Source organism: Atopobium sp. oral taxon 199 str. F0494 (assembly GCF_000411555.1).
GTDB lineage: Bacteria > Actinomycetota > Coriobacteriia > Coriobacteriales > Atopobiaceae > Lancefieldella.
Genome location: NZ_KE150486.1, coordinates 788,390 through 811,456, shown reverse-complemented (window position 1 = coordinate 811,456; position 23,067 = coordinate 788,390). Strand labels below are relative to the sequence as shown.

Annotated in this window: 21 protein-coding genes; 10 read left to right on the top strand and 11 right to left on the bottom strand. The window is 48.6% G+C overall.

All coding sequences use genetic code 11. The features are described 5' to 3' along the window. Positions 1-217 precede the first annotated feature (217 nt). The 8 genes from HMPREF1527_RS03615 to pyrE all read right to left on the bottom strand — a co-directional run bounded on the left by HMPREF1527_RS03615 (position 218) and on the right by pyrE (position 9,603). Positions 218-1,489 carry a diphosphate--fructose-6-phosphate 1-phosphotransferase gene (locus tag HMPREF1527_RS03615; protein ID WP_016477344.1) on the bottom strand — a complete coding sequence of 424 codons (1,272 nt, stop codon included), beginning with the start codon at positions 1,487-1,489 and terminating at the stop codon, positions 218-220. A gap of 474 nt (positions 1,490-1,963) precedes the next feature. Then, positions 1,964-3,208: a 6-phosphofructokinase gene (locus tag HMPREF1527_RS03610; RefSeq protein ID WP_016477343.1), complete on the bottom strand. Its 1,245-nt coding sequence runs from the start codon at positions 3,206-3,208 to the stop codon at positions 1,964-1,966. Between the two features lie 91 nt (positions 3,209-3,299). Then, complete coding sequence (locus tag HMPREF1527_RS03605) at positions 3,300-3,770, bottom strand: GNAT family N-acetyltransferase (RefSeq protein WP_016477342.1); 471 nt, start codon at positions 3,768-3,770, stop codon at positions 3,300-3,302. Between the two features lie 131 nt (positions 3,771-3,901). Beyond that, the gene (eno, locus tag HMPREF1527_RS03600; RefSeq protein ID WP_016477341.1) at positions 3,902-5,191 is read right to left on the bottom strand and encodes a phosphopyruvate hydratase; all 1,290 of its coding nucleotides are present in this window, start codon (positions 5,189-5,191) and stop codon (positions 3,902-3,904) included. A gap of 124 nt (positions 5,192-5,315) precedes the next feature. After that, positions 5,316-5,690, bottom strand: a complete 375-nt coding sequence (locus HMPREF1527_RS03595) for a cupin domain-containing protein (protein WP_016477340.1) — start codon at positions 5,688-5,690, stop codon at positions 5,316-5,318. Positions 5,691-5,897: 207 nt separating this feature from the next. Further along, entirely contained in the window at positions 5,898-8,177 is a 2,280-nt protein-coding gene (locus HMPREF1527_RS03590; protein WP_016477339.1) for an ATP-binding domain-containing protein, read from the bottom strand. Between the two features lie 110 nt (positions 8,178-8,287). Beyond that, complete coding sequence (gene yihA / locus HMPREF1527_RS03585) at positions 8,288-8,872, bottom strand: ribosome biogenesis GTP-binding protein YihA/YsxC (RefSeq protein ID WP_016477338.1); 585 nt, start codon at positions 8,870-8,872, stop codon at positions 8,288-8,290. A gap of 50 nt (positions 8,873-8,922) precedes the next feature. Then, positions 8,923-9,603, bottom strand: coding sequence for an orotate phosphoribosyltransferase (gene pyrE, locus HMPREF1527_RS03580; protein WP_016477337.1), 681 nt, complete (start codon positions 9,601-9,603; stop codon positions 8,923-8,925). A 249-nt stretch (positions 9,604-9,852) separates the two neighbouring features. Between pyrE and asnS the strand changes: the two genes are divergently transcribed. Both asnS and HMPREF1527_RS03570 read left to right on the top strand, forming a co-directional pair. Then, positions 9,853-11,256, top strand: a complete 1,404-nt coding sequence (gene asnS / locus HMPREF1527_RS03575) for an asparagine--tRNA ligase (RefSeq protein ID WP_016477336.1) — start codon at positions 9,853-9,855, stop codon at positions 11,254-11,256. A 13-nt stretch (positions 11,257-11,269) separates the two neighbouring features. After that, complete coding sequence (locus HMPREF1527_RS03570; protein WP_016477335.1) at positions 11,270-12,550, top strand: O-acetylhomoserine aminocarboxypropyltransferase/cysteine synthase family protein; 1,281 nt, start codon at positions 11,270-11,272, stop codon at positions 12,548-12,550. A 69-nt stretch (positions 12,551-12,619) separates the two neighbouring features. Here the strand turns inward: HMPREF1527_RS03570 and HMPREF1527_RS03565 are convergent, their stop codons facing one another. Further along, the gene (locus tag HMPREF1527_RS03565) at positions 12,620-13,834 is read right to left on the bottom strand and encodes an ATP-binding protein (RefSeq protein WP_016477334.1); all 1,215 of its coding nucleotides are present in this window, start codon (positions 13,832-13,834) and stop codon (positions 12,620-12,622) included. A gap of 319 nt (positions 13,835-14,153) precedes the next feature. Here HMPREF1527_RS03565 and HMPREF1527_RS03560 point away from each other — a divergent pair, with 319 nt between their 5' ends. The 6 genes from HMPREF1527_RS03560 (at position 14,154) to HMPREF1527_RS07980 (ending at position 19,803) form a co-directional block, all read left to right on the top strand. Continuing rightward, positions 14,154-15,134 carry a hypothetical protein gene (locus HMPREF1527_RS03560; RefSeq protein WP_016477333.1) on the top strand — a complete coding sequence of 327 codons (981 nt, stop codon included), beginning with the start codon at positions 14,154-14,156 and terminating at the stop codon, positions 15,132-15,134. A 124-nt stretch (positions 15,135-15,258) separates the two neighbouring features. Further along, positions 15,259-16,191 (top strand): PTS mannose/fructose/sorbose transporter subunit IIAB, encoded by a 933-nt coding sequence (locus HMPREF1527_RS07610; RefSeq protein ID WP_016477332.1) that lies wholly within the window; start codon positions 15,259-15,261, stop codon positions 16,189-16,191. 27 nt (positions 16,192-16,218) lie between these two features. After that, the gene (locus HMPREF1527_RS03550) at positions 16,219-17,016 is read left to right on the top strand and encodes a PTS sugar transporter subunit IIC (RefSeq protein WP_016477331.1); all 798 of its coding nucleotides are present in this window, start codon (positions 16,219-16,221) and stop codon (positions 17,014-17,016) included. A gap of 8 nt (positions 17,017-17,024) precedes the next feature. Next, complete coding sequence (locus HMPREF1527_RS03545) at positions 17,025-17,852, top strand: PTS system mannose/fructose/sorbose family transporter subunit IID (protein ID WP_016477330.1); 828 nt, start codon at positions 17,025-17,027, stop codon at positions 17,850-17,852. A 43-nt stretch (positions 17,853-17,895) separates the two neighbouring features. After that, a complete protein-coding gene (locus tag HMPREF1527_RS03540) occupies positions 17,896-18,879 on the top strand; it encodes an SIS domain-containing protein (protein WP_016477329.1) in 984 nt (327 codons plus the stop codon). Between the two features lie 201 nt (positions 18,880-19,080). Next, positions 19,081-19,803 carry a GntR family transcriptional regulator gene (locus HMPREF1527_RS07980; RefSeq protein WP_016477328.1) on the top strand — a complete coding sequence of 241 codons (723 nt, stop codon included), beginning with the start codon at positions 19,081-19,083 and terminating at the stop codon, positions 19,801-19,803. 52 nt (positions 19,804-19,855) lie between these two features. On the opposite strand, the gene HMPREF1527_RS03530 is transcribed toward HMPREF1527_RS07980, so the two are convergent. Further along, positions 19,856-20,284, bottom strand: coding sequence for a peptidylprolyl isomerase (locus HMPREF1527_RS03530; protein WP_016477327.1), 429 nt, complete (start codon positions 20,282-20,284; stop codon positions 19,856-19,858). Between the two features lie 200 nt (positions 20,285-20,484). Between HMPREF1527_RS03530 and murI the strand changes: the two genes are divergently transcribed. Beyond that, a complete protein-coding gene (murI, locus tag HMPREF1527_RS03525) occupies positions 20,485-21,330 on the top strand; it encodes a glutamate racemase (RefSeq protein WP_016477326.1) in 846 nt (281 codons plus the stop codon). A 15-nt stretch (positions 21,331-21,345) separates the two neighbouring features. On the opposite strand, the gene HMPREF1527_RS03520 is transcribed toward murI, so the two are convergent. Further along, positions 21,346-21,705: a DUF488 domain-containing protein gene (locus HMPREF1527_RS03520; protein WP_016477325.1), complete on the bottom strand. Its 360-nt coding sequence runs from the start codon at positions 21,703-21,705 to the stop codon at positions 21,346-21,348. Positions 21,706-21,959: 254 nt separating this feature from the next. Between HMPREF1527_RS03520 and HMPREF1527_RS03515 the strand changes: the two genes are divergently transcribed. Continuing rightward, positions 21,960-23,027, top strand: a complete 1,068-nt coding sequence (locus HMPREF1527_RS03515; RefSeq protein WP_016477324.1) for a branched-chain amino acid aminotransferase — start codon at positions 21,960-21,962, stop codon at positions 23,025-23,027. The last annotated feature ends 40 nt before the right edge of the window (positions 23,028-23,067 follow it).

The following is a 23,067-nucleotide window of genomic DNA, read 5'->3' as shown; positions in this document are numbered from 1 at the left end:
ACTTCACAACTCATGGCATTTTTAGGGGATTTATCACAACTGATGCCTTTTTTAGGAGTTTTCATATCACAACTCACGCACTTTTTTGGAATCGCATGCGCTTTTGGAAGCGAAAACAGCCAAGACCTTCTCGCTCGGAACTAAATCGGAACTAAGTCGGAACCGAATCGGAACCGAGCGGGAGCCAAATCGGAATCGAATTTAAAGGGTTTCACCCTCAAAACCCATTGTTTTGGCTCAGCTTTGGAATGAAGACAGGCAGCCCATCTTCTTGAGACTCTGCTTCATGGTTCCCGTTAGAAATCAGGGGCCGCAGATATGTAAGCGCTTTTTCAGTTACCCAACAACCATCGTTTGAAATCATATCTGCAGGTACATGCTTGACTTTGTTGGCAATTTCAGCAACAGCGACACAATGAATCTCCGTTTGGTAGGGGGTATCGCTGACCCTTTGTAACCCCACCATACAGGCGGTTTTGCCGGCGAGAAGTGCGTCCACTCCTGCGGCTCCCAGCTGCCATGCCTCGCGCAAATCGGTTTCGCTTGCTGCATGAATGGCGCAACGCTGTAAAGAGTTCAAATTGATGCCGCGGATCTTACAGTCAAAATGTTTCTGGCAAAGTTCTGCAAGGTACAGCGCATTGCCTGACTGGTCTGCAAGATGTCCGAAGGCGTCCATTCTGACTTTGCTTTTGGCTAAAAGTGTCGAGCCGTTAGGCCTCCGCACGCCTTCGCTTGCCACTATGATGATGCTCTTTTTGCATTCAAAAAGCGCTCCGATTTTGCTGATAAGCCTTTCTTCGTCAAATGCCACCTCGGGGAGCAGGATGATGTCCGGAGCCTGTTCGTTCTTCTCGCGAGCAAGGGCGGAAGCGGCGCCCAGCCAGCCTGCGTCACGACCCATTGTTTCGATGATGGTGATACTTGGTTTACCGTAAACTTCAGCGTCTCGAGCTAGTTCCTGCACAACGGTGGCAATGTATCTTGCGGCGCTTCCGAATCCGGGCGTGTGGTCAGTGCCTTCAAGGTCATTGTCGATGGTTTTAGGAATGCCGATAACAGGAATGTCGGTGTGATTCGCTGCAAAATACGCTGAAATCTTCTCGACGGTATCCATTGAGTCATTGCCGCCGATGTACAAAATGCCGTCAATGTCCAGTGAGGCAAGGCTGTGTGCTAGGTGTTGATAGAAAGGCAGGTCTTTCTCATAATCGGGGAGTTTGTAGCGACAGCTTCCGAGAAAGCTTGAAGGAGTTCGGGCGAGAAGTTCAACGGCTTGTTTGCCATAGGTGTGGTGGTTGCGTGCGGGGTGAAACAGGTCGGTCAAGTTGGCAGTGCGGCCTTCCAGAAAGCCTTCGATACCGTTTCGCATTCCGATGATCTCAAGGCCGTGCTCATGTGCCTGTCTGATAACACCTGCGAGTGAAGCATTAATCACTGCCGTTGGTCCGCCTGATTGGCCTACAAGCACTTTCTTAATTGTGCACATGGAACTCCCTGTGTTTGGAAACTGACAGTTGAAAACAGAAATGTGGAGCGCCGAACGAAAAACAATGGTCGAAATGACACACGAGAAATAACTATACGGAAGACACGTGGCACATGAATCCTTATTCTAAATGAGTACGTAGCCATACCGTTCACAATAGGTAATTCCAGCCGAGCGGTAGATACTGTTGGTCTAACCAAGGGCGTTACTATACGAGAGTACTGCTATACAAGGTCGTCATCCTATGAGGTCGCTACTACAATGTACCTTTGGATGCTTGACTACACGTTTCCAAAGAGTGCGCGTTTCCAAAAAAGTGCATCAGTTGTGATAAAAAATGTCACAACTCATGAAGTTTTTGGGGGATTTATCACAACTGATGCCTAAATTAGGAGCTTTTATATCACAACTCACGCACTTTTTTGGAGTTCCACGTGCTTTTGGAAATGAAAGCGCCACTTTGTGAGACTGCCATTACAGCGCGTCAAGAAACCGAGGAAGTCCGTCCCCAAGAATTGGCTCCTCTGCTGCGGCTACCAAGGGGCGCAGGTAGCGGAGCGCTTCATCGGTTACGTTAAAGCCGTCATCTGAAATCATTATTGCAGGTATAAGTTTTACTTTATTTGCTACGTTAGCAACCGGAACAGTGCGAATCTCTGTGGCGTAAGGCTTGCTGGAGAGGCGATGAATGCCCACCATAACACCTGTTTCTTCCTGGAGAGAAGCGACAACCCCGGCGGTTCCCAACGCTTCAGCCTCGTCCAGATCAACTTTGCTCGCCGCATGCGACGCACAGCGCTGCAGCGTGTTGAGCTCAATGCCACGGGATTTTACGCCCAGTCGCGCCTTAGCAAGCTGTGCCAGATATGCTGCCGTTCCGGACTGTGCTGCAAGGTGTCCGAAAGTGTCGGTTGCAATAGAGCCCGCGTCAAACAGGAAACTTCCGTCTGCACGATGTACACCTTCGCTGACCACAATCACTACGTTGTTCTTCTCGGCAAGGCGTGCTTTGATGCGGGCGAGAAGAACTTCTTCATCAAGGGGGACTTCCGGTAAAAGTACAAAGTCCGGGGCGGTTCCGCAGATATCGCCTGCAAGTGCTCCGGCAGCGGTGAGCCAGCCGGCTTCTCGGCCCATGGCTTCAATGAAGGTAACGTTTTTTATGTCGTAAACACCACCGTCGCAGGTAAGCTCTGCGGTCACGGTTGCTACAAAGCGTGCAGCACTTCCGAAACCAGGTGTGTGGTCGGTACCTTCAAGGTCGTTATCGATGGTTTTGGGAATGCCAACAACCGGCACGTCAATGCCTGTATTTGCAAAGTAGCGAGAAAGCTTATCGGTGGTGTCCATGGAGTCATTGCCACCGATGTAGAGAATGGCGTCTATTCCAAGCTCATTCATGCGCATGGTAATGCGCTGGTAGAAGGAAGGGTTTTCATCAGGTTTAGGCAACTTAAAACGACAGCTTCCAAGCCAACTTGAAGGTGTTTTTCTCAACAGCCTGAAGTTTTGCTCGGCTGTATTGGGGGAGGAAGCAAGGTTAAGGGCTTGGGTAAGATCAGCCACACGGCCTTCAAGAAAACCTTGGATGCCGTTGCGCATGCCAAGAATACGAAGATTATGACTATATGCAGTGCGTATGACACCCGCAAGCGATGCGTTGATGGCAGCAGTTGGGCCGCCGGATTGTCCTACCAAGATGGTTTTGATTTTACGCATGGTTTTTCGTCATAGCTCCTTGGTCTCTTATACATGCGCGGTGTTTTCGAGTGAAATATCTCACCGCATTTCTTCAACAATGTAGAGAATACTACTTCCCAATATACTTAATATAGATTTGGCAAGGATTCCACTCATCCCATAAGGTAGGGAAACACTCCAGCTCTTTATAGCCCATGGCGATATAGAAGCGATTGGTTGTGTCATATTCTTTATACTGTCCCATCTTGACAGTCTTTACTTGTGAATAGGTATACCCGAGCTTTCTTGCCATCGCCTCATAGACTGCATTCAGTTTTGTTCCTATCCCCATACGATGATATTTTTTCTTAATGCCCATTACAAAAATATCCGCACAGTCTTTGCTTGTGGCGTTCAACACGATAAAACCCGCCACTTCGTCATGAATGAAACAGGCGAGAAGAGGCTTGTCCTGGGAATCTACAACATATTCTTCCGTGCTTTCCGGCATCCCAAACCACTCCGGAAGATCATTGAGGATTTCCCTTGAGATGGCCTCTTTTTCTTTTTTGTCGGAGATCTCTTTTATTGTGAGCTCCACGCATCCTCCTACAAATGAGGTTGATAAATAAAAGTTCAGCTGCAGTAATCGGTTGTAATAAAAAGCCGCACCCGTTGAGGTGCGGCTTTGTTGTACATACTACGCAACTTGCTTTAGGGTTACGCAATAGCTTAGCGAAGATTATAGAAAGCGTCGAGACCAAGATACTCAGCACCCTCACCGAGGTCATCCTCAATGCGGAGAAGCTGGTTGTACTTAGCAACACGCTCGGTACGAGCAGGAGCACCGGTCTTAATCTGGCCGGCATTGGTTGCGACAACAAGATCGGCAATGGTGGTGTCTTCAGTTTCACCGGAACGGTGGGAGACAACTGCGGTGTAGCCGGCGCGCTTAGCCATCTCGATAGCCTCAAGGGACTCAGTCAAGGTACCAATCTGGTTAACCTTAATGAGGATGGAGTTACCGGCATGAAGCTCGATGCCCTTCTTCAGACGCTGAGTGTTGGTGACAAAGAGGTCATCGCCAACAAGCTGAATCTTCTTGCCAAGGCGCTCGGTAAGAATCTTCCAGCCATCCCAGTCTTCCTCTGCAAGGCCGTCCTCAATGGAAATGATGGGGAACTTCTCGACCATTTCCTCATAGTAGGCAACCATTTCCTCAGCGGTAAGGGAACGACCCTCGCCCTTGAGCTCATACTTGCCGGTTTCCTTGTTGTAGAACTCAGAGGAAGCAGGATCCATGGCAAAGCGGAAGTCTTTGCCAAGCTCAAAACCGGCCTCAGTAACTGCTTTAGCGAGATACTCAAGAGGCTCCTCATTGGAGTTGAGGTCTGGTGCAAAGCCGCCCTCATCACCGACACCGGTGGAAAGACCGGCGGACTTGAGGGTATTCTTGAGGGTGTGGTAGACCTGTGCGCACCAACGAAGTGCGGTTGTAAAGTCAGGAGCACCCACAGGCATAATCATGAACTCCTGGAAGTCAACGTTGTTGTCAGCGTGGACGCCACCGTTCAGGACGTTCATCATAGGAACAGGGAGTGTGTGGCCGTTTGCGCCACCAAGATATGCATACAGAGGAAGCTCTGCGGAAGCGGCTGCCGCATGAGCAACTGCCAAGGAAACACCAAGAATGGCGTTTGCACCAAGGCGACCCTTGTTGGGAGTACCGTCAAGCTTAATCATTGCGAGGTCAAGACCGCGCTGGTCCTCTGCGTCCATGCCGATAACGAGATCACGAATCTCAGTATTGACATGCTCAACTGCCTTCAGGACGCCCTTGCCAAGGTAGCGGCTCTTGTCGCCATCGCGAAGCTCAACAGCCTCAAACTCGCCGGTGGAAGCACCGGAAGGAACGATTGCACGGCCAAAGGAGCCGTCATCGAGAACAACTTCAACCTCAACGGTTGGGTTGCCGCGGGAATCGAGGACTTCACGTGCGTGGACATCATAAATCTGGCTCATAGCTCACCTTTCTATTGGTAACAGCTTTTCTGCCTTCACAGACAATATAATTATACCCGTTATGCCTTACGAGATAACGATGTTGAAAGTAATTTCGTAACAAAATAACTGTTATATATCCTTATTATTTTTTAGGATCTTCCGGATACACAATAACGAGCAGCATTTTGAAGTCTTCAAGAGCCTTTAAGGCATGCGGGTGGCCAAGCGGCATGACAATGGAATTGCCTGCTTCGAGGATAAAGGTATCGCTGTCAATAGTGATTTCAACCTTGCCTTCAAGCGTTGTGACAAAAGCGTCGCCGCCGGCGCGGTGGCTCGCGATTTCTTCTCCGGTGCTCATGGCAAACAGCGTGACGCTGACATGATCGTTCTGCGCAAGCGTCTTACTGATGACCTGACCGTTCAGGCATGCTACCTGATCTTTTAGTACCATCACTTCCTTAGCGTTAATATTTTTCATAACGCCGGGCTGCGTGTGTTCTGATAGTTCTGACATGGTTTCCTCCTCCATGCGAATGAGGCGAGAAGTACGGCGCAACAACGTGAGTCGCCCTTGAGAAAACCCGCGACAGATGCCTCTTCTCGCCGATATAACAAGTACATGAGCGAGAGCCGGTTGAAATCCGCTCTATGGTTACCGGATACCCTAAAAGTCAGTGACTATCCCTGAGACCGGCGGTAAGATTTCCGTCTTGCACGCCAACTACATGTCAACGTGATGCTCTCTCAGATAGGAGGTCAAAAGGGGCGTCATGGGACCTTGCGAGATTATAGTCACGCGGTGCATAGCGCGCGAAATCGCCGTGTAAAGTCTGCGCCTGGAAAGCTCGTCGTCTCCATATACTTCCGCCTGCGCGTCAGCGATAATAACCTGGTCAAACTCAAGGCCTTTCGCGAGGGCAAGATCAAGAAGAATGACTCCTTTTGCAGGCAGCGCGTCTTGCGATGTTATGACGTGTGCGAGCGCCGTATCGTCAGATTGCATGCCGCCCTTGCGTGCGGGTTCACCGTTGTTCTCGCTGGAGAGCTGCGCGCCGTTAAGCTGCTTGGCAAGCCAGCTGACACGTTGTTTGTCCTGGACAATAACGGCTGTCAGGCCGTCTGTGCCGAAGGCTTGAACAAGCGCTGAGCGCAGCGTCTCAAGATAGCGTTCACGCACATCTTCCGCGCCGTTCGTGGCGGTTCCTGCGTTGCCGTCGAAAACAGCCTCCGCACCGCCGGCAGCGTCTTTCGTGCCGTTGGCAACCACTTCATAGAAAACAGGGAGCGTTCCTTCCCGATGAACGGAAGTGGTTTGCCTGCGCTCGTGTTTTGGGAGCAATGAGGTAAAGAGTTCGGTGATTTCAGGCGAGGAGCGGTAGCTGGTCATAAGCAGACACTCTTCGACGTTGCCGTGAGTTGCAGCAAAGATATCGCGGATCTGATCGAAGGTCACCGAGCCCTTATGGATGGCCTGATGCGCGTCGCCGAGGAGCAAAAAATGCGCGCGCGAGAAGTACCGCGTCAGCACCGTCAGTTGTGTGGTGGAATAATCCTGCACTTCGTCAATCATGACAAAGCGCGTATCGGAGGTACTTGGTCCTGCTATCAGAAGACGCAGATAGACCCATTCGGCGCCGCTCAAAGCTTGGGTGTCTAAGATGCGCATGCCGATGCGGTCAATCCGCAGCCATGTCGCGGATTCAATCTTATCGTGAGCGCCGGCAAAACGGTAATCAAGATACGCGCGCGTAGCGGCAAGGACCTCGTCTTCACTTGAGGGATTGACGGAGTGTCCGAATATGCGTACCTGATCCTCGATGTCAAGTTCAAGCATTTCTTCCTGCAGGCTGTCATTGCGAGCCATCTGTCCCAGGCGGCGCTCAAGGCGCGTGTGAAGTTCATCTTTGACAAGGGCAATGAGGCGCGGGCCGACAGGGAATTTTGAAAACTTTCTTACAGCGCTTGCTACCTGTGCCGCTTTAATGAGTTGCTGCTCATTGACGGATATGCCTCGAAAATCACTCTCCTCAAGCGTAAGATCCTTGACGCCTTTCTCAAGCTGTGTAAGTAGAGCAGGGTCGTCATGTGCGCCCGACGCGTGATCTGCAAGGCCAAGGCTGCTGAGAAATTCATCCCAGGTAGTAACCTGTGGGTTCGACTCTCCCATGCTTGGCAGCACCGTGTCTATGTAGCGGCCGAAGACGTCATTGGGAGTAAAAAGACGTACCTGGTCGGCGCGAAGAGTTTTTCGTTCCCGGTATAGAAGGTAGGCAATACGCTGCAGAAGGACTGATGTTTTTCCGGAGCCCGCGATGCCGTTGACAAGCAGTACCGGCACATCGGCGTGGCGGACCACCGTGTTTTGTTCGCGCTGGATAGTTGCCGTGATAGCCTGCAACTTCTCCGTATGATGACGGCGGAGCGCGGACAGAAGCAGCGAGTCCTCGATAGCTACGGTGGTATCAAAATACATGTTGAGCTTATCGCGCGTAATATCAAACTGGCGACGTAGCTCCAGCTCAACGGTGCGCTTTTTGCCGTTGACTTCGTAGGAAGTCTGACCGGTTTCCTGGCTGTAATACGTTTCGGCTACAGGGCTTCGCCAGTCCACGATTAAGGGATTTCGCTCTTCATCGGTCATGCCTGCGGCGCCGATATATACGTCGCGAGAAGGACGACCGCTCCGCATCTTAAGACGGACTTTTGCAAAGTAAGGCTGCCTGAGCAGCAATTCAACACGGCCGAGTTTCTCGACAGTGAAATCGTGGTACTGGTTATAGGTGTCGATAACACTGTTAAGCGTTTCAATAGCGGCAAGGGTTTCGATGGTCTCATCGGCGCCGCCAAAGTCAGGACGGATCTCCTCGCTCATTTGACGCAAGTCGCGTGCCGCGTCTTTTTGTGTGGTGTTGAGGGTGGCCTCAAGGTTCGTGCGTATCTCAAGCAGCGTGGCGTAGATTTTGGAAAGATGCGCCTGTTCTTGCTGGTGAATTTCATCCATAGGGTGCCTTACATAGTGTGTCGTGTATAGCGTTGCAGGGTCGTGTGGTTCATGCCAAAGGTGCGCTTTGTCGCAGGGCCGTGTTGCGTGCGGTGTGTTGGCGTGCCTTATTACAAAGTCGCGTCTTCAATGCGCCGCCGCAGTTCGTCGATGCCAAGACCGGTTTCTGACGAGGTAACAACAAGCTGTTCCTGGGCAAGACCAAAGGATGAGCGCAATGCGGCCGCGGATTGATGTTGCTTGTTTCGAGTGATTTTATCCGCTTTGGTGAGAGCGACCACAAAGGGAAGCTCAGCCTCTTGCAAAAAATCAATCATCTGCAGGTCAAACTTTTGTGCCTCATGGCGGATGTCAACTAGAGAAATAACCAGGTTAAAGCTGCGTTCCTGCTCAAAATAGCCGCCGATAAGATCTGCCCAGCGCTGCTTTTCGGCACGCGACACCTTGGCGTAGCCGTATCCCGGAAGGTCAACAAACTTTACACCGTCAACATCAAAGAAGTTGATAGTGGCCGTTTTGCCGGGGACGCTTGAAACGCGCGCGAGCTGCTTGCGACCCAAAAGGCGGTTCAAGAGCGACGACTTACCGACGTTGGAGCGGCCGACAAAGGAGACTTCGGGGGCCGTCGGCTTGGGAAGCTGGTCGATTGTGCCGTAAGAGGCTTCATATCGGGCAGTTTCGTAGATGAGAGCCATGTATCCTCCGTGTTACTCAATCTTATCAACAAAAGTTACTTTACGCCGTACTACTTCACGCCGTACTGCGCGTAGTAGGCGTCAAGAGCAGCTTTCAGCGTGTCGTCAATCACGACGCGACCATCAACGGTATGAAGATAGAGCGCTTCGGTCACCTCAGCCATATTCACGATAGCGGCGGTGGGAAATCCGTAGCGCTCGGAAACCTCTCGGAGCGCGGCAACAGTACCGCTCTTGCCGACTTCCATGCGGTCAAGTGACACCATCAGTCCTATGACCTCGACGTTTGCAATGGATGTAATCAGCGGATAGGTCTCTTCGATAGACTTGCCGGAAGTGGTGACGTCTTCCACCATGACGACCTTATCGCCATCGTGAAGTTCGGCGCCCAAAAGCATGCCCGCATCGGCGCCGTGGTCTTTGAGCTCCTTGCGGTTTGAGCAGTAGCGAACCTCTTTGCCGTAGAGTTCCTGCAGACCCATGGCGGTGATGACGGCTAAAGGAATGCCCTTGTAGGCCGGTCCGAAAACGACGTCAAAATCTAGGCCGAAGTTGTCGTGGATGGCGCGAGCGTAATAAAGCCCCAGCTTGTGGAGCTGATTGCCCGTAACATAAGCGCCTGCATTCATGAAAAAGGGAGACGTACGTCCGCTCTTAAGCGTAAACTCACCAAACTTAAGTACGTCGCTCTTAACCATGAACTCAATGAACTCTTGCTTGTAGTCTTCCATGGCGTCTCCCTTGTAGACGAATCGCGTGCATTTCCCTTGCGAACGAATCGCGTGCGCCAATTGTAGCCGTGCGTGAGTCGTTGCGTTTGTGGCGAGAAGAACCTCTGTTTCAGGGGGTTCTCGCGCACGATGTTTAATTTTAACCCGACAGCGTCAATTGCGGTGCAATAAGCTTTGCAAATGAGCTACTCTAATAAAGTTACCTGACCTGCTTGCCAGAGAGCATGCAAGGTTCAAGAGGAGGTTTTTGTGGAACGCACCAAAATTGCAACGCTGTATGCCGACGCGCAGCAGCTTGGCGGCTCGCACGTTACTGTCGCCGGCTGGGTCCGCTCGGTACGGGATATGAAGAACTTCGGCTTTGTTACGCTTAATGATGGAAGCTGCTTCAAAGACTTGCAGGTTGTTATGAATCGCGAGACGTGCGCCAATTATGATGATGTAGCGTCATGCGGTGTTGGCGCGGCGTTAATCATTGATGGCGTCTTAGAATTGACCCCCGAGCGTCCTCAGCCTATTGAGCTGCAAGCTCACACCATAGAGATTGAGGGAGCATCAAGTCCTGAGTATCCTATGCAGAAAAAGCGCCAGTCGCTTGAGTATCTGCGTACCCAGCAGCATCTTCGTCCGCGCACTAACCTTTTCCGCGCGGTATTTCGCGTGCGTTCGGTGGCGGCGTATGCCATTCACAAGTTCTTTCAGGACCGCGGTTTTGTCTACGTTAATACGCCCATCATTACGACCTCCGATGCTGAGGGTGCGGGCGAGATGTTTCAGGTGACTACGCTTGACCTCGCGAATGTCCCGCATACCGACGCCGGGCAGGTCGACTACGGACAGGATTTCTTTAACACCTCAGCCCACCTGACGGTTTCCGGCCAGTTGCAGGCTGAAAACTTCGCTATGGCCTTTGGTGATGTTTATACTTTTGGTCCTACGTTTCGCGCTGAGAATTCCAACACGCGTCGTCACGCGGCGGAGTTTTGGATGATTGAGCCCGAGATGGCCTTCTGCGATTTGGCGCAGGATATGGATGTGGCGGAGGCCATGCTTCAATACGTAATCTCGTATGTGCTTGAGCACTGCGCCGATGAGCTTGATATGCTCAACAAGTTCGTGGACAAGGGGCTGCTTGAGCGCCTGCGCCATGTGGCTACCTCAGAGTTTGCTCGTGTGTCGTATACCAACGCTATTTCCATTCTTGAAGACGCACTTTCGCAGGGCGAGAAGTTCGACTATCCCGTCAAGTGGGGCATTGACCTGCAAACTGAGCATGAACGCTATCTGACGGAAAAGCATTTCAAAAAGCCAATCTTTGTAACGGATTATCCGGCTGAGATTAAAGCGTTTTATATGCGCACAAACGATGACGGTAAGACGGTCGCCGCTGCCGATTGTTTGGTTCCCGGCATCGGCGAGATTATCGGTGGCTCTCAGCGTGAAGAGCGTTTAGACGTGCTTGAGCAGCGCATCAAGGACTTGGGTATGGATCCTGAACAGTACAAGTACTATCTTGATTTGCGCCGTTACGGTTCCTGCACGCATGCCGGTTTTGGCTTGGGCTTTGAGCGCTTGGTCATGTATCTTACGGGTGTCGACAATATCCGAGATGTTATTCCGCATCCGCGCACTGTTGGTAATGCGGAGTTTTAGGAAGAAGGAACGTATGTCTGAGCATATTGAGACTTGCTGTGTGCAGGGGGGTTATCAACCTAAGAACGGTGAGCCGCGAGAAGTACCCATTGTTCAATCAACTACCTTTGCCTATGATCGCTCTTCGCAGATGGGAGATTTGTTTGACCTGAAAGCATCAGGTTATTTCTATTCTCGTTTGCAAAATCCAACGCTTGATAGTGTTGCGGCAAAGATTTGTGAGCTTGAGGGTGGAAGTGCTGCAATGCTTACGGCATCCGGCATGGCTGCAGCGTTCTTCTCGATCTTTAACATCGCTGAGGCAGGAAGCCATGTCGTGGCTGTTTCTACTATTTATGGTGGTACGTTTAACCTGCTCTCCACAACGCTTCCTAAGATGGGTGCGGAGTGCACGTTTGTCTCGCCCGATGCCTCCGATGAAGAAATTGCTGCGGCATTTAGGCCCACGACTAAGTGCGTCTTTGGTGAAACTATTGCTAATCCGGCACTGGTGGTACTTGACATTGAGCGTTGGGCAAAGGCTGCACATGCGCACGGTGTACCCCTGATTGTTGATAATACGTTTGCGACACCTGTAAATTGTCGTCCGATTGAGTGGGGAGCCGATATTGTCATTCACTCCACCACAAAGTATATGGACGGTCATGGAGCGGCTGTTGGCGGTGCCATTGTTGATGGCGGAACGTTTGATTGGATGGCACATAAGGACAAGTTCCCTGGCCTGACGGAGCCCGATCCTTCGTATCATGGGCTTGTATATGCTCAGGCGTTTGGTCAAGGTGGAGCTTACATCACAAAAGCAACTGTGCAGCTTATGCGCGATCTTGGCGCAATTCAGTCGCCGCAAAACGCATTCTATCTCAACTTGGGCTTGGAGTCGTTGCATGTTCGTATGGCGCAACATTGTAAAAATGGTCAAGCAGTTGCCGAGGCTCTTGCGGCGAACGAGCGTGTTGAATGGGTGCGCTATCCGGGTCTTCCCACCGATCCGTATTTTGAGTTGGGGAAGAAATATCTGCCTCAGGGCTCATGCGGTGTTGTTTCGGTTGGCATTGCGGGCGGCCGTGAAGCTGCCGAGAAGTTCTTGGGTAATTTGAAGATTTTCAGAATAGAAACCCATGTGGCAGACGCTCGTTCCTGTGTACTGCATCCGGCAAGCTCAACGCATCGTCAGCTCTCCGATGAAGAATTAATCGGCGCCGGGATTACTCCTAATACGGTACGTATTTCCTGTGGAATTGAGGGAACTCAAGATTTGATTGCTGATGTGGAACAGGCCTTAGCAGCGCTGTAAATGTAAGAATTACCGAAAGTAAGTACCATTCCCGTTACAGCTTTCAAAACTGTGACGGGCATTGTGTTTTTAGTTCCACTCTTCGGCTAAGAGGAAATCACAGATATTTTGGTGCTTAATACCATTTCTGCTCATGTCGAATTCGTCGAGAGAAACAACATACTTTGGGAAATTGTCACGGATGGAATCATATACGTCGAACTCACGGCTGATTGTTTCTTCCGATGCAAGAAGATACGCAACTTGAACATACAGCTTTTCGCCATGTCTATTGCATACAAAATCAATTTCCTTATCGCCCGCTCTGCCAACAGTTATTTCATAACCTCGGCGCAGCAATTCTAAGTAGACGATATTTTCTAAAACGAGATTGATATCACGCGTGTTGCCGCCGAAAACAGCTTCACGGATACCGTGATCAGCAATGTAGTACTTCTCGTTGGAAGCAAGGACCTGTTTACCTTGTATGTCTTCTCGTTTTACCTGATAGAACAGGTAAGCCTCACAACAGTATTTAATGTAGTTGAGGATTGTTTCTGGAGCAGTGGTGCGATGCTCGTTTTTAAGGAACTTTGCAAGAGAGTTTGCTGAGAAGGTCGTGCCCATATTGGCCATCACATAAGAGATGATTCGCTCAAGCAGGTCAACATCTCTGATTTTATTTCGCTTGACGATATCCTTCAGCTGGACAGAGTTGAATAAATCTTGAAGGTATTGCTTGGATGGAGCATCGGTGTAGCGGAGGTTTGCAAGGTAAGGCATACCTCCGAGAAGCAAATACTTCTGGAAGCACTTCTGGATTGATGCATTGGGAGCATCAGGGCGATATAGCTCTATGAACTCTCTGAATGAAAATGGATAAATTATAAACTCCACATAACGTCCACCCAAGTAGGTTGCAAGTTCGCCGGACAACAGTTTTGCATTCGATCCGGTGATATAGATGTCACAATCTAGGGAAACACGAAAAGAGTTGATGCACTTTTCCCAGTCGGTGACCTCCTGTATTTCATCAAAGAATAAATAGGCCTTGCCTTCAATCTCTGCGGATCTCTTGGTAATCTCATCGTGCAGAGCCTGAGCGGTTTGTAGATGGGAGTAGTTCATATCTTCAAAATTGATGGAAATTAACTGTGCTGGATCGACGCCTGACTCTATGAGCTCTTGCTTAATCAGTTCTAACATGACTGACTTTCCACAGCGACGAATACCGGTCATGACCTTTATAAGATCTGACCCGATAAACGGGCGTATGCGACCCATATATAGTTCACGTTTAATCATAAGTTTCGCAGCCTTCCTCTTGGCTGAGAGTAGTATATATCACTTATATCTTAAAGTTTATGATTAAATCATTATTTTATAAGTTATAACTGATGAAATTTGTAACCTTAGTTCGCTATAAGAAGTATTTGTAATGCTTTTGGAGAGTCAAGATATACAGCTACCAAAATGTAAATTTCTCTCTAACGAGCAGTTTTGTATCTTTCGCATCTTTTTGAAGAATAATATTGAAAGAGAAGGAGATTCACTCTTGCTATAGTGTTTTTATAATATATACTATACGTTATATACATCTAGTATATATTATGAAGGGACTGAAATGGACGTTCAAAAAGAAATCTCAGATCTCGTCAGACACATTGTTTTAGAACGGGCAATCCATCAGGTATATTGGATTGCAGCAGGAGGCTCCTATGGTGGCTTCTATCCAGCTAATTATTTTATGCAATGCGAATCGAAGACAATTTCAACATATATGATTACCAGCAAAGAGTTTGCTCTAGCAACTCCTGCCAAGGTGGGCGAGGATGCTCTTTGTGTGGTATGTTCAATGAGAGGAACGAAAGAGACGTGCGACGCGGCTCAAGTGGCGCGTGAACGAGGAGCTTATGTTCTTGCCCTTTATGTAGATGAATCTGATCTTACGAAAAACTGCGATGCAAAGATTAAGTATGAATCCATTGCCTTAGATTCAAGCAAAACAGAGAGAGTCAATTCCAGTATAGGACTCTGCATCGCGATGACCCTGGTTTATGAAGTTGAAGGTTACGATTATTACCAAACAGCTATGGATGTGTTTGGTAAGGTTGATGCGCTCTATAGAAAAGCCGTAGAGCATACAACACCATTGGCAAAAAAGTGGGCAGATACTGTTGCGAAAGAGCCAACGATATACGTAATGGGTTCAGGTCCGGCATTTGGATCAGCCTATATTTTTTCAATCTGCAATATAGAAGAGATGCTCCAGATTGATTCTCCTACGGTCAATTCATGTGAGTTTTTTCATGGACCATTTGAGGTGCTTGATATGAATAAGCCATTTTTTATGTTGGTGTCTGTTGGGCGCTGCAGGCCGGCTGATGAGAGGGCAGTTACATTTCTCAAGTGGCATGGGGGAGAAAAGATTTATCTTTTGGACGGGAAAGAGATTGGTTTAGATGCTATTCCAGATGAGGTATCAGAATACTTCAATCACATTCTGTTCTCACCCATTCTTAACAATGTCTATATGCGTGCCTTGTCGCAGGCTATTCCAAAGGATTATATGACGAGAAGATATATGTGGAAAGTTGCGTATTAGTCCGTTTGCCCCTTGTAAATGACCGTTGACCGAAGTATAGAGCACCATCAAAACAAGATGAGTATTTATCTGTATAGGACGTATATGATGTCTGATATGTTATAGCGTGAAAGGAGTGTCAAATATGAAGCAAATCATTTTGGCATCGCACGGCAACTTAGCTGAAGGTGCAGTTGATACTGTCAGGATGATTGTCGGAGACGTGAGCAATATCCATGCGGTTACTTTGCAGCGTGATGATACGGATTCGATAAAAACCAAGTTAAATGATTTGATTGCTACGTTTGATCCGGCAGATGCTGTATTTATTCTTACCGATGTACTGGGAAGTAGCGTTAATAATTCTGCGGTAGAGTTTCTTTCCGATCATCCCCATATATCTGTTATTTCAGGAATGAATTTACCTTTGATTTTGACCTTGGTTCTGGAGGATGAAAAAGAGGATTCAGATAAAGTAATAAAGAACGTAATCATGGAAGGGCGACGGGGTATTTTAGACTGCTCAAATCCTGAGGACTCCGTTAATGATGTTCCTGCGGCAATAGCACCTAAAATTCACAAGGGAGTTATTGGCGAAAAGACAAAAACCGCTTTAGTGCGTCTTGATTACCGGCTTCTTCATGGACAAATCGTATTTTCCTGGGTTAATACCGTTGGAGCTAACAGAATCATTGTTGTTGATAATGAGGCTGCAACCGATGAGGTTAAAAAGGGAGCTTTGAAGCTTGCAAAGCCGGCGGGAGTCTATCTTAATGTCTTTACGGTAGAAAAAGCTCTGTCAAAACTTGAAAAACTTTCAACATTAGGTGATACGGTCATGTTTGTGTTTGGTAACACAAAAGAATTACTTGAATTTTCCAAGAGCCATCAATTTAAAGAAATAAATTATGGAGCAACGGCGAATAAGGACGGTGCCGAGCAGGTCGGCGGATCAGGCAGTTCTGTGTTTCTCAATGAGTTTGAGAAACAGGACACTAAGGAATTACTTGCGCTTGGCTCAAAGATTTATATCCAGCAGACCCCTTCTCATCAGCGGGTTGAATTGAATTCTATTTAGAAAACTATAATGTGAAAGGAGACGTGTATGAATTCCCTCATAAGTGCATTTTTAGTAGGACTTGTTGGTGTTTTTTGTATGCTCGATTCACGCCTTTTGGGACGTTTGAATTTTGAGCAGCCACTTGTAGGAGCTACGCTTGTAGGAGTTGTCCTTGGCAATGTGCCCATGGGTCTTGCGGTTGGTGCGGCAACCGAACTTGTAAGCATGGGTCTCGTTTCCGTCGGTGCTGCCGTTCCTCCTGATATGGTTCTTGGTAGTATTGTGGCATCTGCTTTTGCCTGCCTGACCGGCGCAAGTGTTGAAACCGCTATGACCATTGCTATCCCTATCGCAGTTCTTGGACAGCTTTTTGGTATTGTGTTTCGTTCGCTTATTGCTGTCTTGACACATAGCGCAGACGCAGCAATCGAAAACGGAAACTTTAAGCGTGCAACTCACATGCATATTATCGTGGGTACCGTACTGTACTCGTTGATGTACTTTATTCCAATATTCTTTGCAGTATATCTTGGAACCGATGCCGTTCAAGCTGTTGTGGATTTAATTCCTGCATGGTTGAGCACAGGCTTAAATGTTTCCGCACAGATTCTAACGGCATATGGCTTGGCTTTGCTGCTATCGATGATGCTTTCAAAGGGAATGGCGGCCTTTCTGTTCTTGGGATTTTTACTATCAGCTTACTTAGGCTTGTCAATTACCTCTGTTTCTCTGTTTGCCGTTGTTTTTGCCTTTATTCTTTCTGGACTTCGATTTGGAAAGAGTTCTCTTGCAATTTCCGGAAATGCAGCGTCGGATTATGATCCGCTCGAGGAAGATGAGTAGGTGGAAAAATGTCAGTTAAGGAAGTATCTCTTACCAAGAAAATCAGCCAATTCTTTTGGCGCTCATGGGCTATTCAGGATTCTTGGAATTACGAACGACAGATGAACATGGGCTTTTTGTATGGTATTGCTCCGACGATCGATCGCTGTTATCCGGATGAGTCAGATCCAAAACAGCTTGAGCTGAAAAAGGAAGCATATAAGCGTCACATGGCGTTCTATAACTGCACACCTCAAACAAGCGCCTTTGTCTTAGGTCTTGCCGCCTCTATGGAAGAAGAGTATGCAAAAGATCAGACAAGCGTAAATCCGGATGCAATCAACGCTATGAAGACGTCGCTTATGGGCCCTCTTTCTGGAATTGGAGATTCGTTTTTCCAGGGGACGATTCGCGTTATTGCTTTTGGGCTTGGTGTTGCTTTAGCACAGCAAGGTTCTATCTTAGGTCCCATTGTTGCAATGCTTATCTCCATTATTCCTTCTGTCTTTGTGACGTGGTTTGGAGCAAAGCTTGGCTATCAAGGTGGTCATCAATACTTAAAAAAGCTACAAGATGGCAAGACCATGGAACGAGTGATGTACATCTGCGGTGTTGTGGGATTAATGGCAGTAGGAAGCATGATTGCTTCTCTTATAGGAACAACGACGCCTTTGGTCTTTGCAGACGGAACATTGGTTTTGCAGACGGTGCTTGACAGCGTTATGCCAAAGATGATCCCACTCATCTTAACCGGCTGCATGTACACGCTCATTAAGCGGGGTATCAAAACAGAATGGCTTTTGGTTGTAGCAATTGTTGGTGGAATCGTCTTGTCTGCGCTGGGAATTCTGGCATAAAGTTTGGCGTTTTATACACACATGGTATTTGAAGGAGCGTGTCATGTTTGAAATTGATCTGGATCAGCCAAAGCGTATTGTTTCCGAGGTGCTAAAGACGCATCAAATTACTCATGTTGCTTTTGTGGGCTGTGGTGCGTCGATGTCGGAGCTCTATCCTGCAAAGTACTTTCTTGCCAATAATACGAAAACGCTTAATGTACAAATATTTACGGCAAATGAATTCAATTACGACACACCTGCTTGGCTTGGTGAGCATACCTTTGTGATAACCTGCTCTTTAGGTGGAGGAACGCCTGAAACTATCCATGCAAATGAAGTTGCAAAAGCCGCAGGAGCACCAGTAGTGGCCATTACTCATTCCGGAGATTCAGCCCTTACTCGTGATGCCGACTATGTGGTGGTACACGGCTTTGAAGCCAACTATGCCGCAAAGGTTGAAAAAATGGGCTATGCCCTAGACTTTGCAGTAGAGATCCTTCAGCAAGTTGAAAAAACAGATCTCTACGAAGATGTTGTTGCAGGTCTTACCAACATATATGAATTGGCAGAAAAATCTGCTGAGAGTGCGAAAAAGTCTGCTCAGAAGTTTGCTGATGATTTCAAAGACGATCAGCTGATTTATCTTATGGGCTCTGGGTCATCTGCGAAGGTAGCCTATTCAACCTCCATGTTCCTTTTTTCAGAAATGCAATGGATTGATTCAGCTGCTTATAACACAGGCGAATATTTTCATGGTCCGTTTGAGCTGACAGAGAGAGATAAGCCTTACCTATTGTTTATGTCAGAAGGAAATACCCGTGAGATGGATGCTCGTGCTCTTACGTTTATGCAGAGATTTGATGCAAAAATAGCTGTTATTGATACCAAAGACTACGGATTGTCCGGAGCAGTTCCAAAGAGTGTTGTGAGTTATTTCAATCCATTCATCCACACGGCTGTCATGAGGGTTTATGCCGAGAAACTCGCTGAAGCACGCGAGCATCCGCTTACAATGCGTCGTTATATGTGGAAGCTAACTTATTAACAAGCAAGTCCGCTTGCTTGTTATGTTTGAGCTTCTAGCTTCTGTGCTTTATACGATATTTGAAAAGCTGCATTGGGAGTAATCCTGATGCAGCTTTTTTGTGAGGTTGCTTTATTCTGTCAATTTGGCAGGAAGAAATGTCTAAGATGTTATACTGTCTGTATTTTGTATGATATCTATGATGTTGACTTGGAGTAATACGTGTCAGTAACTACAGTTCATCCTCTTTACCAGCAAATTTATGATGATCTTAAACAATCCATTAAAGATGGGGAATATAAGGTTAATCAAAAGATTCCTTCAGAGACAGAATTGAGTCAGCAATATTCAGTAAGTAGAATTACTGTTAGAAGAGCAATCGAGGATTTGTGCTCCGACGGTTATTTAACCAAAATGCAGGGGCGCGGTACATTTGTTGGCTCTCGTCATATTCAGAGAAGACTTGAACAGTCCCTTGCATCACGAAGTTTTACTGACATGTGTACAGCGAGCGGAGCAGTTCCTGGTGCACGTGTCGTTGATAAACAAATCGTTCCTGCAAAGAAGGATGAAGCGGAGTTCTTTAGCTTGTCCAAGAATAGCCTTATGGTATTTATTAGAAGGATAAGGACTGCTGATGAGCTGCCTATTGCAGACGAAAGAGTCGTCATTCCATATGATTGGGCGAGTGAATTACTCACGTATCCCTTGAAGAATTCCTCAATTTTTGAAGCAATAGAAATACTTACGGGAAGAAAGCCCGTGAGTAGTAAAACTTGGACCATTAATGCGGTAAAAGCAACAACCGAACAGGCAAGACTTTTAGAAGTAGCAACAGCTTCACCGCTTATTTTAAGTCAGTCATTCTTTGTAGATAAAGAAGAAAAACCAATATGCCTTAGTCGGGATTACTTTGTAGGAGGCAGATACGAACTGAGTCTCTAAACCGTTGTTTTAAGTAAGAAGCTCTTCTCAGATGAGAAGAGCTTCTCGTTAGCTAGTCTTCAACCTCAAGAAGTTCAATATTGAAGTTCAAATCTTTACCTGCCATGGGGTGGTTGGTGTCAAGGGTAATAGTGGTTCCGTCATTTTCAACGACCGTTGCTCTGATGGGGTAGCCGTTGGGCGTACCAAGTGTTACCTGTTGGCCGGAGACGAGCTTTTCTGACCCGGGAAGCTGTGCTACCGGAATGCTCTGGATTGCTTCTTCACGACGCTCGCCGTAAGCTTCGACTGCAGGAATATGAACGTCGATAACGTCACCTACGTTCATGTCTTTGACGGCATTATCAAAACCCGCAATCATCTGTCCGGCCATGCAGGTGAACGCGAGCGGTTCGTTGCGGTCGCGTGAAGAATCAAACTTTGTACCATCGTCCAGCGTGCCAACGTAGTGGACTTTAACCTTTTTACCAGCGTTGCTCATAAAACTCCTTACAGAGAGAACCCTCGACAGAAAGAACTTGTTTGGGGCGCGGCCGATGAAAGCCTCAGTCAATCCCACAGTCAATCATCAAAAACGCACAACGCTGCTAGTCTACCCATCACATCCGCGCGGCAACGCGATAATCAAGAACGGGTAAAATAGCAACGGTGTGCTTGGACGGTCAGCAGAAAGGAGGGCGCATGACAAGCAGCAGCTTTATTGGTGTTTTTGACTCGGGCCTTGGCGGCATCAGCGTCCTCAAACATCTGACGGCTGAGCTTCCTTATGAGAATTTCGTCTTTTACGGCGATTCCGCACATGCTCCCTATGGCACTAAGACTCCCGAGCAAATCAATCAGCGCTCGCATGAGATCGCGCATGGTCTCATTCAGGAAGGCGCAAAGGCTCTAGTTATCGCCTGCAACACAGCGACGGCCGCGGCGGCTCAGACGTTGCGAAAGACCTATCCCAAACTGCCAATCGTTGGTGTTGAACCTGCGCTCAAACCAGCGGCGCTTGCGCATCCGCACGGTCGGATTATTGTGATGGCGACGGCGGGAACCCTGTCGCTCCCAAAGTTTCACACGCTCGAAGTCACATGGGGAGCAACTTCCGAAGTCATTCCTATTGCAGGCGCGGGCATCGTGGAGCTTATTGAAGCCGATAAGGCCGACTCTCCCGAGATGTACGACTTGCTTGAGAACCTAATTGGCCGATATGCAGGGTCAACTGACGCGGTGGTGCTTGGCTGCACACATTACCCCTTCATCACGCGGCAGATTCGAGTCGTCCTCGGCGATGTCGACTTTTATGACGGAGGCGCCGGAGCGGCGCATCAGCTGCACCGTCTGCTGAAACGTGGTGGTCTGCTTGCCAGAGCGCCCGTCGCCGCAAGCGCTGTAGCCGATTCTGTCGGCAATGCCAGCGCAGCCCATCCCATCGCCGACAATGCCTCGACTCATGTTGAGTTTCGCTCCAGCATTCCCGGTGCAGAGGAGCTCAAGCTCTACCAGAGGCTCTTCTCGACACCGATTGAAACTTGCTAGTCAGGTCGAAACCAGCTAATCCAGATTCTTTGTGAGCCAGCTCTTGAGCACAACGGCGTTGTTGTAGCGCGTATCCTTGTCGGAATAGAGAAGCGTTACGCGAGAAGCCCCCGTTTTCTTGAGGTTTTCTATAAACGTCGCCGCATCGGGATTGTTGTCAAGCTCATCGGTGTACTGCTTGACAAAAGAATCAAAACGCGCCGGATCATGATTGAACGCCTTGCGGCATTCGGTTGAGGGGGCAATCGTCTTTGCCCACAGGTCCATATAAAGGTTTTCTTTCTTGATGCCGCGCGGCCAGAGACGATCCACCAATACGCGATAGCCATCCGTTGCTTCAGGAGCCTCATACGTCCGCTTAATTTGAATATCCATGCTGCCTTCTTTTGACAAAATCGATAGGTGTCAAATGGCTTATACCCATCGTTTGGCGTATATCCATCGTTTCATATGACGAAAAGATGGAGACAAAAATAAATATCACGTTAACAGATGCGCTTCTCGCCACATGCGCAATCAAATCATGTTTGTATAGGAAGCGGTACACAGACCGGCATTGAGCTAAAGGCATTCTGGCTCCGGCTTGGCGCGGGTGGTTTCAGTGGATGGTTTCATGAGGAAGGGACAGCATGACGGACTTTGATAACGACCAGTTTACCAATACGGTTGATAAGGTTGATCTTGACTGGTCAAACATTGGGTTTAAGTATCGCAAGACTGACTACAGCTATGTGTCGCACTATGCTGACGGCGCATGGGACAAGGGTGGTCTGACGCGTGACCACACGCTGCGGCTTTCCGAGTGCGCCAATATCCTTCACTATTGCCAAGAGGTTTTTGAAGGCCTGAAGGCGTATACCACTAAAGATGGCGACATCGTGTGCTTTCGGCCCGACCTCAACGCCGCTCGTATGGCTACGTCGGCAAAGCGCATTGTCATGCCGGCTTTTCCTGAGGAGCGATTCCTCGATGCCGTTAAGCAGGTCGTGATGGCAAACGCCGCATGGGTTCCGCCGTTTGGAACCGGATCTACGCTCTATGTTCGCCCGTTTATGGTCGGCACAGGCGATACTATTGGCGTTCAGCCTTCGTCTACCTATGAGTTCCGCATTATGGTTACTCCCGTGGGCGCTTATTATTCCAGCGGTGTGAAGCCCGTCGCGCTGACCGTTTCCCACTATGACCGCGCCGCTCCCCATGGCACAGGCAACATCAAAGCCGGCTTGAACTATGCCATGTCGCTTTTGCCGACAACCGAGGCGCATCAAGCGGGTTTCGCGGACAGCATGTATTTGGATTCGCAGTCGCGCACCTACGTTGAAGAGTCGTCCGGCGCAAACTTCCTGTTTGTGGATGAGGCCGGCACGCTTGTAGTTCCTCAGTCCTTTACTGATTCGATTCTGCCGTCTATTACGCGCCGCTCGCTGGTCCATGTTGCCAAGGAGTATCTGCACATGGAAGTTGAAGAGCGGCCGGTGCGCTTTGACGAAATCGACCGGTTTGTTGAGTGCGGCATGTGCGGCACGGCTGCTGTTATTTCACCTGTCGGCAAGGTTGTCGATGGCGAGAAAGAAATTATCTTTGGTTCTGGCATGAGCGAGGTTGGCCCTGTGATGACCAACCTCCGCAGCACGCTCACAGCCATCCAATCCGGCGAGATTGAGGCTCCCGAAGGTTGGCTCTTTAAGATTTGCTAAAGCCGGACTAAGGCCGGACTCTCAGATTTGCTGAGACCCA

Bases quoted from the DNA above. Each gene is read 5' to 3' on its own strand.
- HMPREF1527_RS03615 (WP_016477344.1), bottom strand. From the start codon at position 1,489: ATGTGCACAATTAAGAAAGTGCTTGTAGGCCAATCAGGCGGACCAACG.
- HMPREF1527_RS03610 (WP_016477343.1), bottom strand. From the start codon at position 3,208: ATGCGTAAAATCAAAACCATCTTGGTAGGACAATCCGGCGGCCCAACT.
- eno (WP_016477341.1), bottom strand. From the start codon at position 5,191: ATGAGCCAGATTTATGATGTCCACGCACGTGAAGTCCTCGATTCCCGC.
- HMPREF1527_RS03595 (WP_016477340.1), bottom strand. From the start codon at position 5,690: ATGTCAGAACTATCAGAACACACGCAGCCCGGCGTTATGAAAAATATT.
- HMPREF1527_RS03590 (WP_016477339.1), bottom strand. From the start codon at position 8,177: ATGGATGAAATTCACCAGCAAGAACAGGCGCATCTTTCCAAAATCTAC.
- yihA (WP_016477338.1), bottom strand. From the start codon at position 8,872: ATGGCTCTCATCTACGAAACTGCCCGATATGAAGCCTCTTACGGCACA.
- pyrE (WP_016477337.1), bottom strand. From the start codon at position 9,603: ATGGAAGACTACAAGCAAGAGTTCATTGAGTTCATGGTTAAGAGCGAC.
- HMPREF1527_RS03570 (WP_016477335.1), top strand. From the start codon at position 11,270: ATGTCTGAGCATATTGAGACTTGCTGTGTGCAGGGGGGTTATCAACCT.
- HMPREF1527_RS03565 (WP_016477334.1), bottom strand. From the start codon at position 13,834: ATGATTAAACGTGAACTATATATGGGTCGCATACGCCCGTTTATCGGG.
- HMPREF1527_RS03560 (WP_016477333.1), top strand. From the start codon at position 14,154: ATGGACGTTCAAAAAGAAATCTCAGATCTCGTCAGACACATTGTTTTA.
- HMPREF1527_RS07610 (WP_016477332.1), top strand. From the start codon at position 15,259: ATGAAGCAAATCATTTTGGCATCGCACGGCAACTTAGCTGAAGGTGCA.
- HMPREF1527_RS03550 (WP_016477331.1), top strand. From the start codon at position 16,219: ATGAATTCCCTCATAAGTGCATTTTTAGTAGGACTTGTTGGTGTTTTT.
- HMPREF1527_RS03545 (WP_016477330.1), top strand. From the start codon at position 17,025: ATGTCAGTTAAGGAAGTATCTCTTACCAAGAAAATCAGCCAATTCTTT.
- HMPREF1527_RS03540 (WP_016477329.1), top strand. From the start codon at position 17,896: ATGTTTGAAATTGATCTGGATCAGCCAAAGCGTATTGTTTCCGAGGTG.
- HMPREF1527_RS03530 (WP_016477327.1), bottom strand. From the start codon at position 20,284: ATGAGCAACGCTGGTAAAAAGGTTAAAGTCCACTACGTTGGCACGCTG.
- murI (WP_016477326.1), top strand. From the start codon at position 20,485: ATGACAAGCAGCAGCTTTATTGGTGTTTTTGACTCGGGCCTTGGCGGC.
- HMPREF1527_RS03520 (WP_016477325.1), bottom strand. From the start codon at position 21,705: ATGGATATTCAAATTAAGCGGACGTATGAGGCTCCTGAAGCAACGGAT.
- HMPREF1527_RS03515 (WP_016477324.1), top strand. From the start codon at position 21,960: ATGACGGACTTTGATAACGACCAGTTTACCAATACGGTTGATAAGGTT.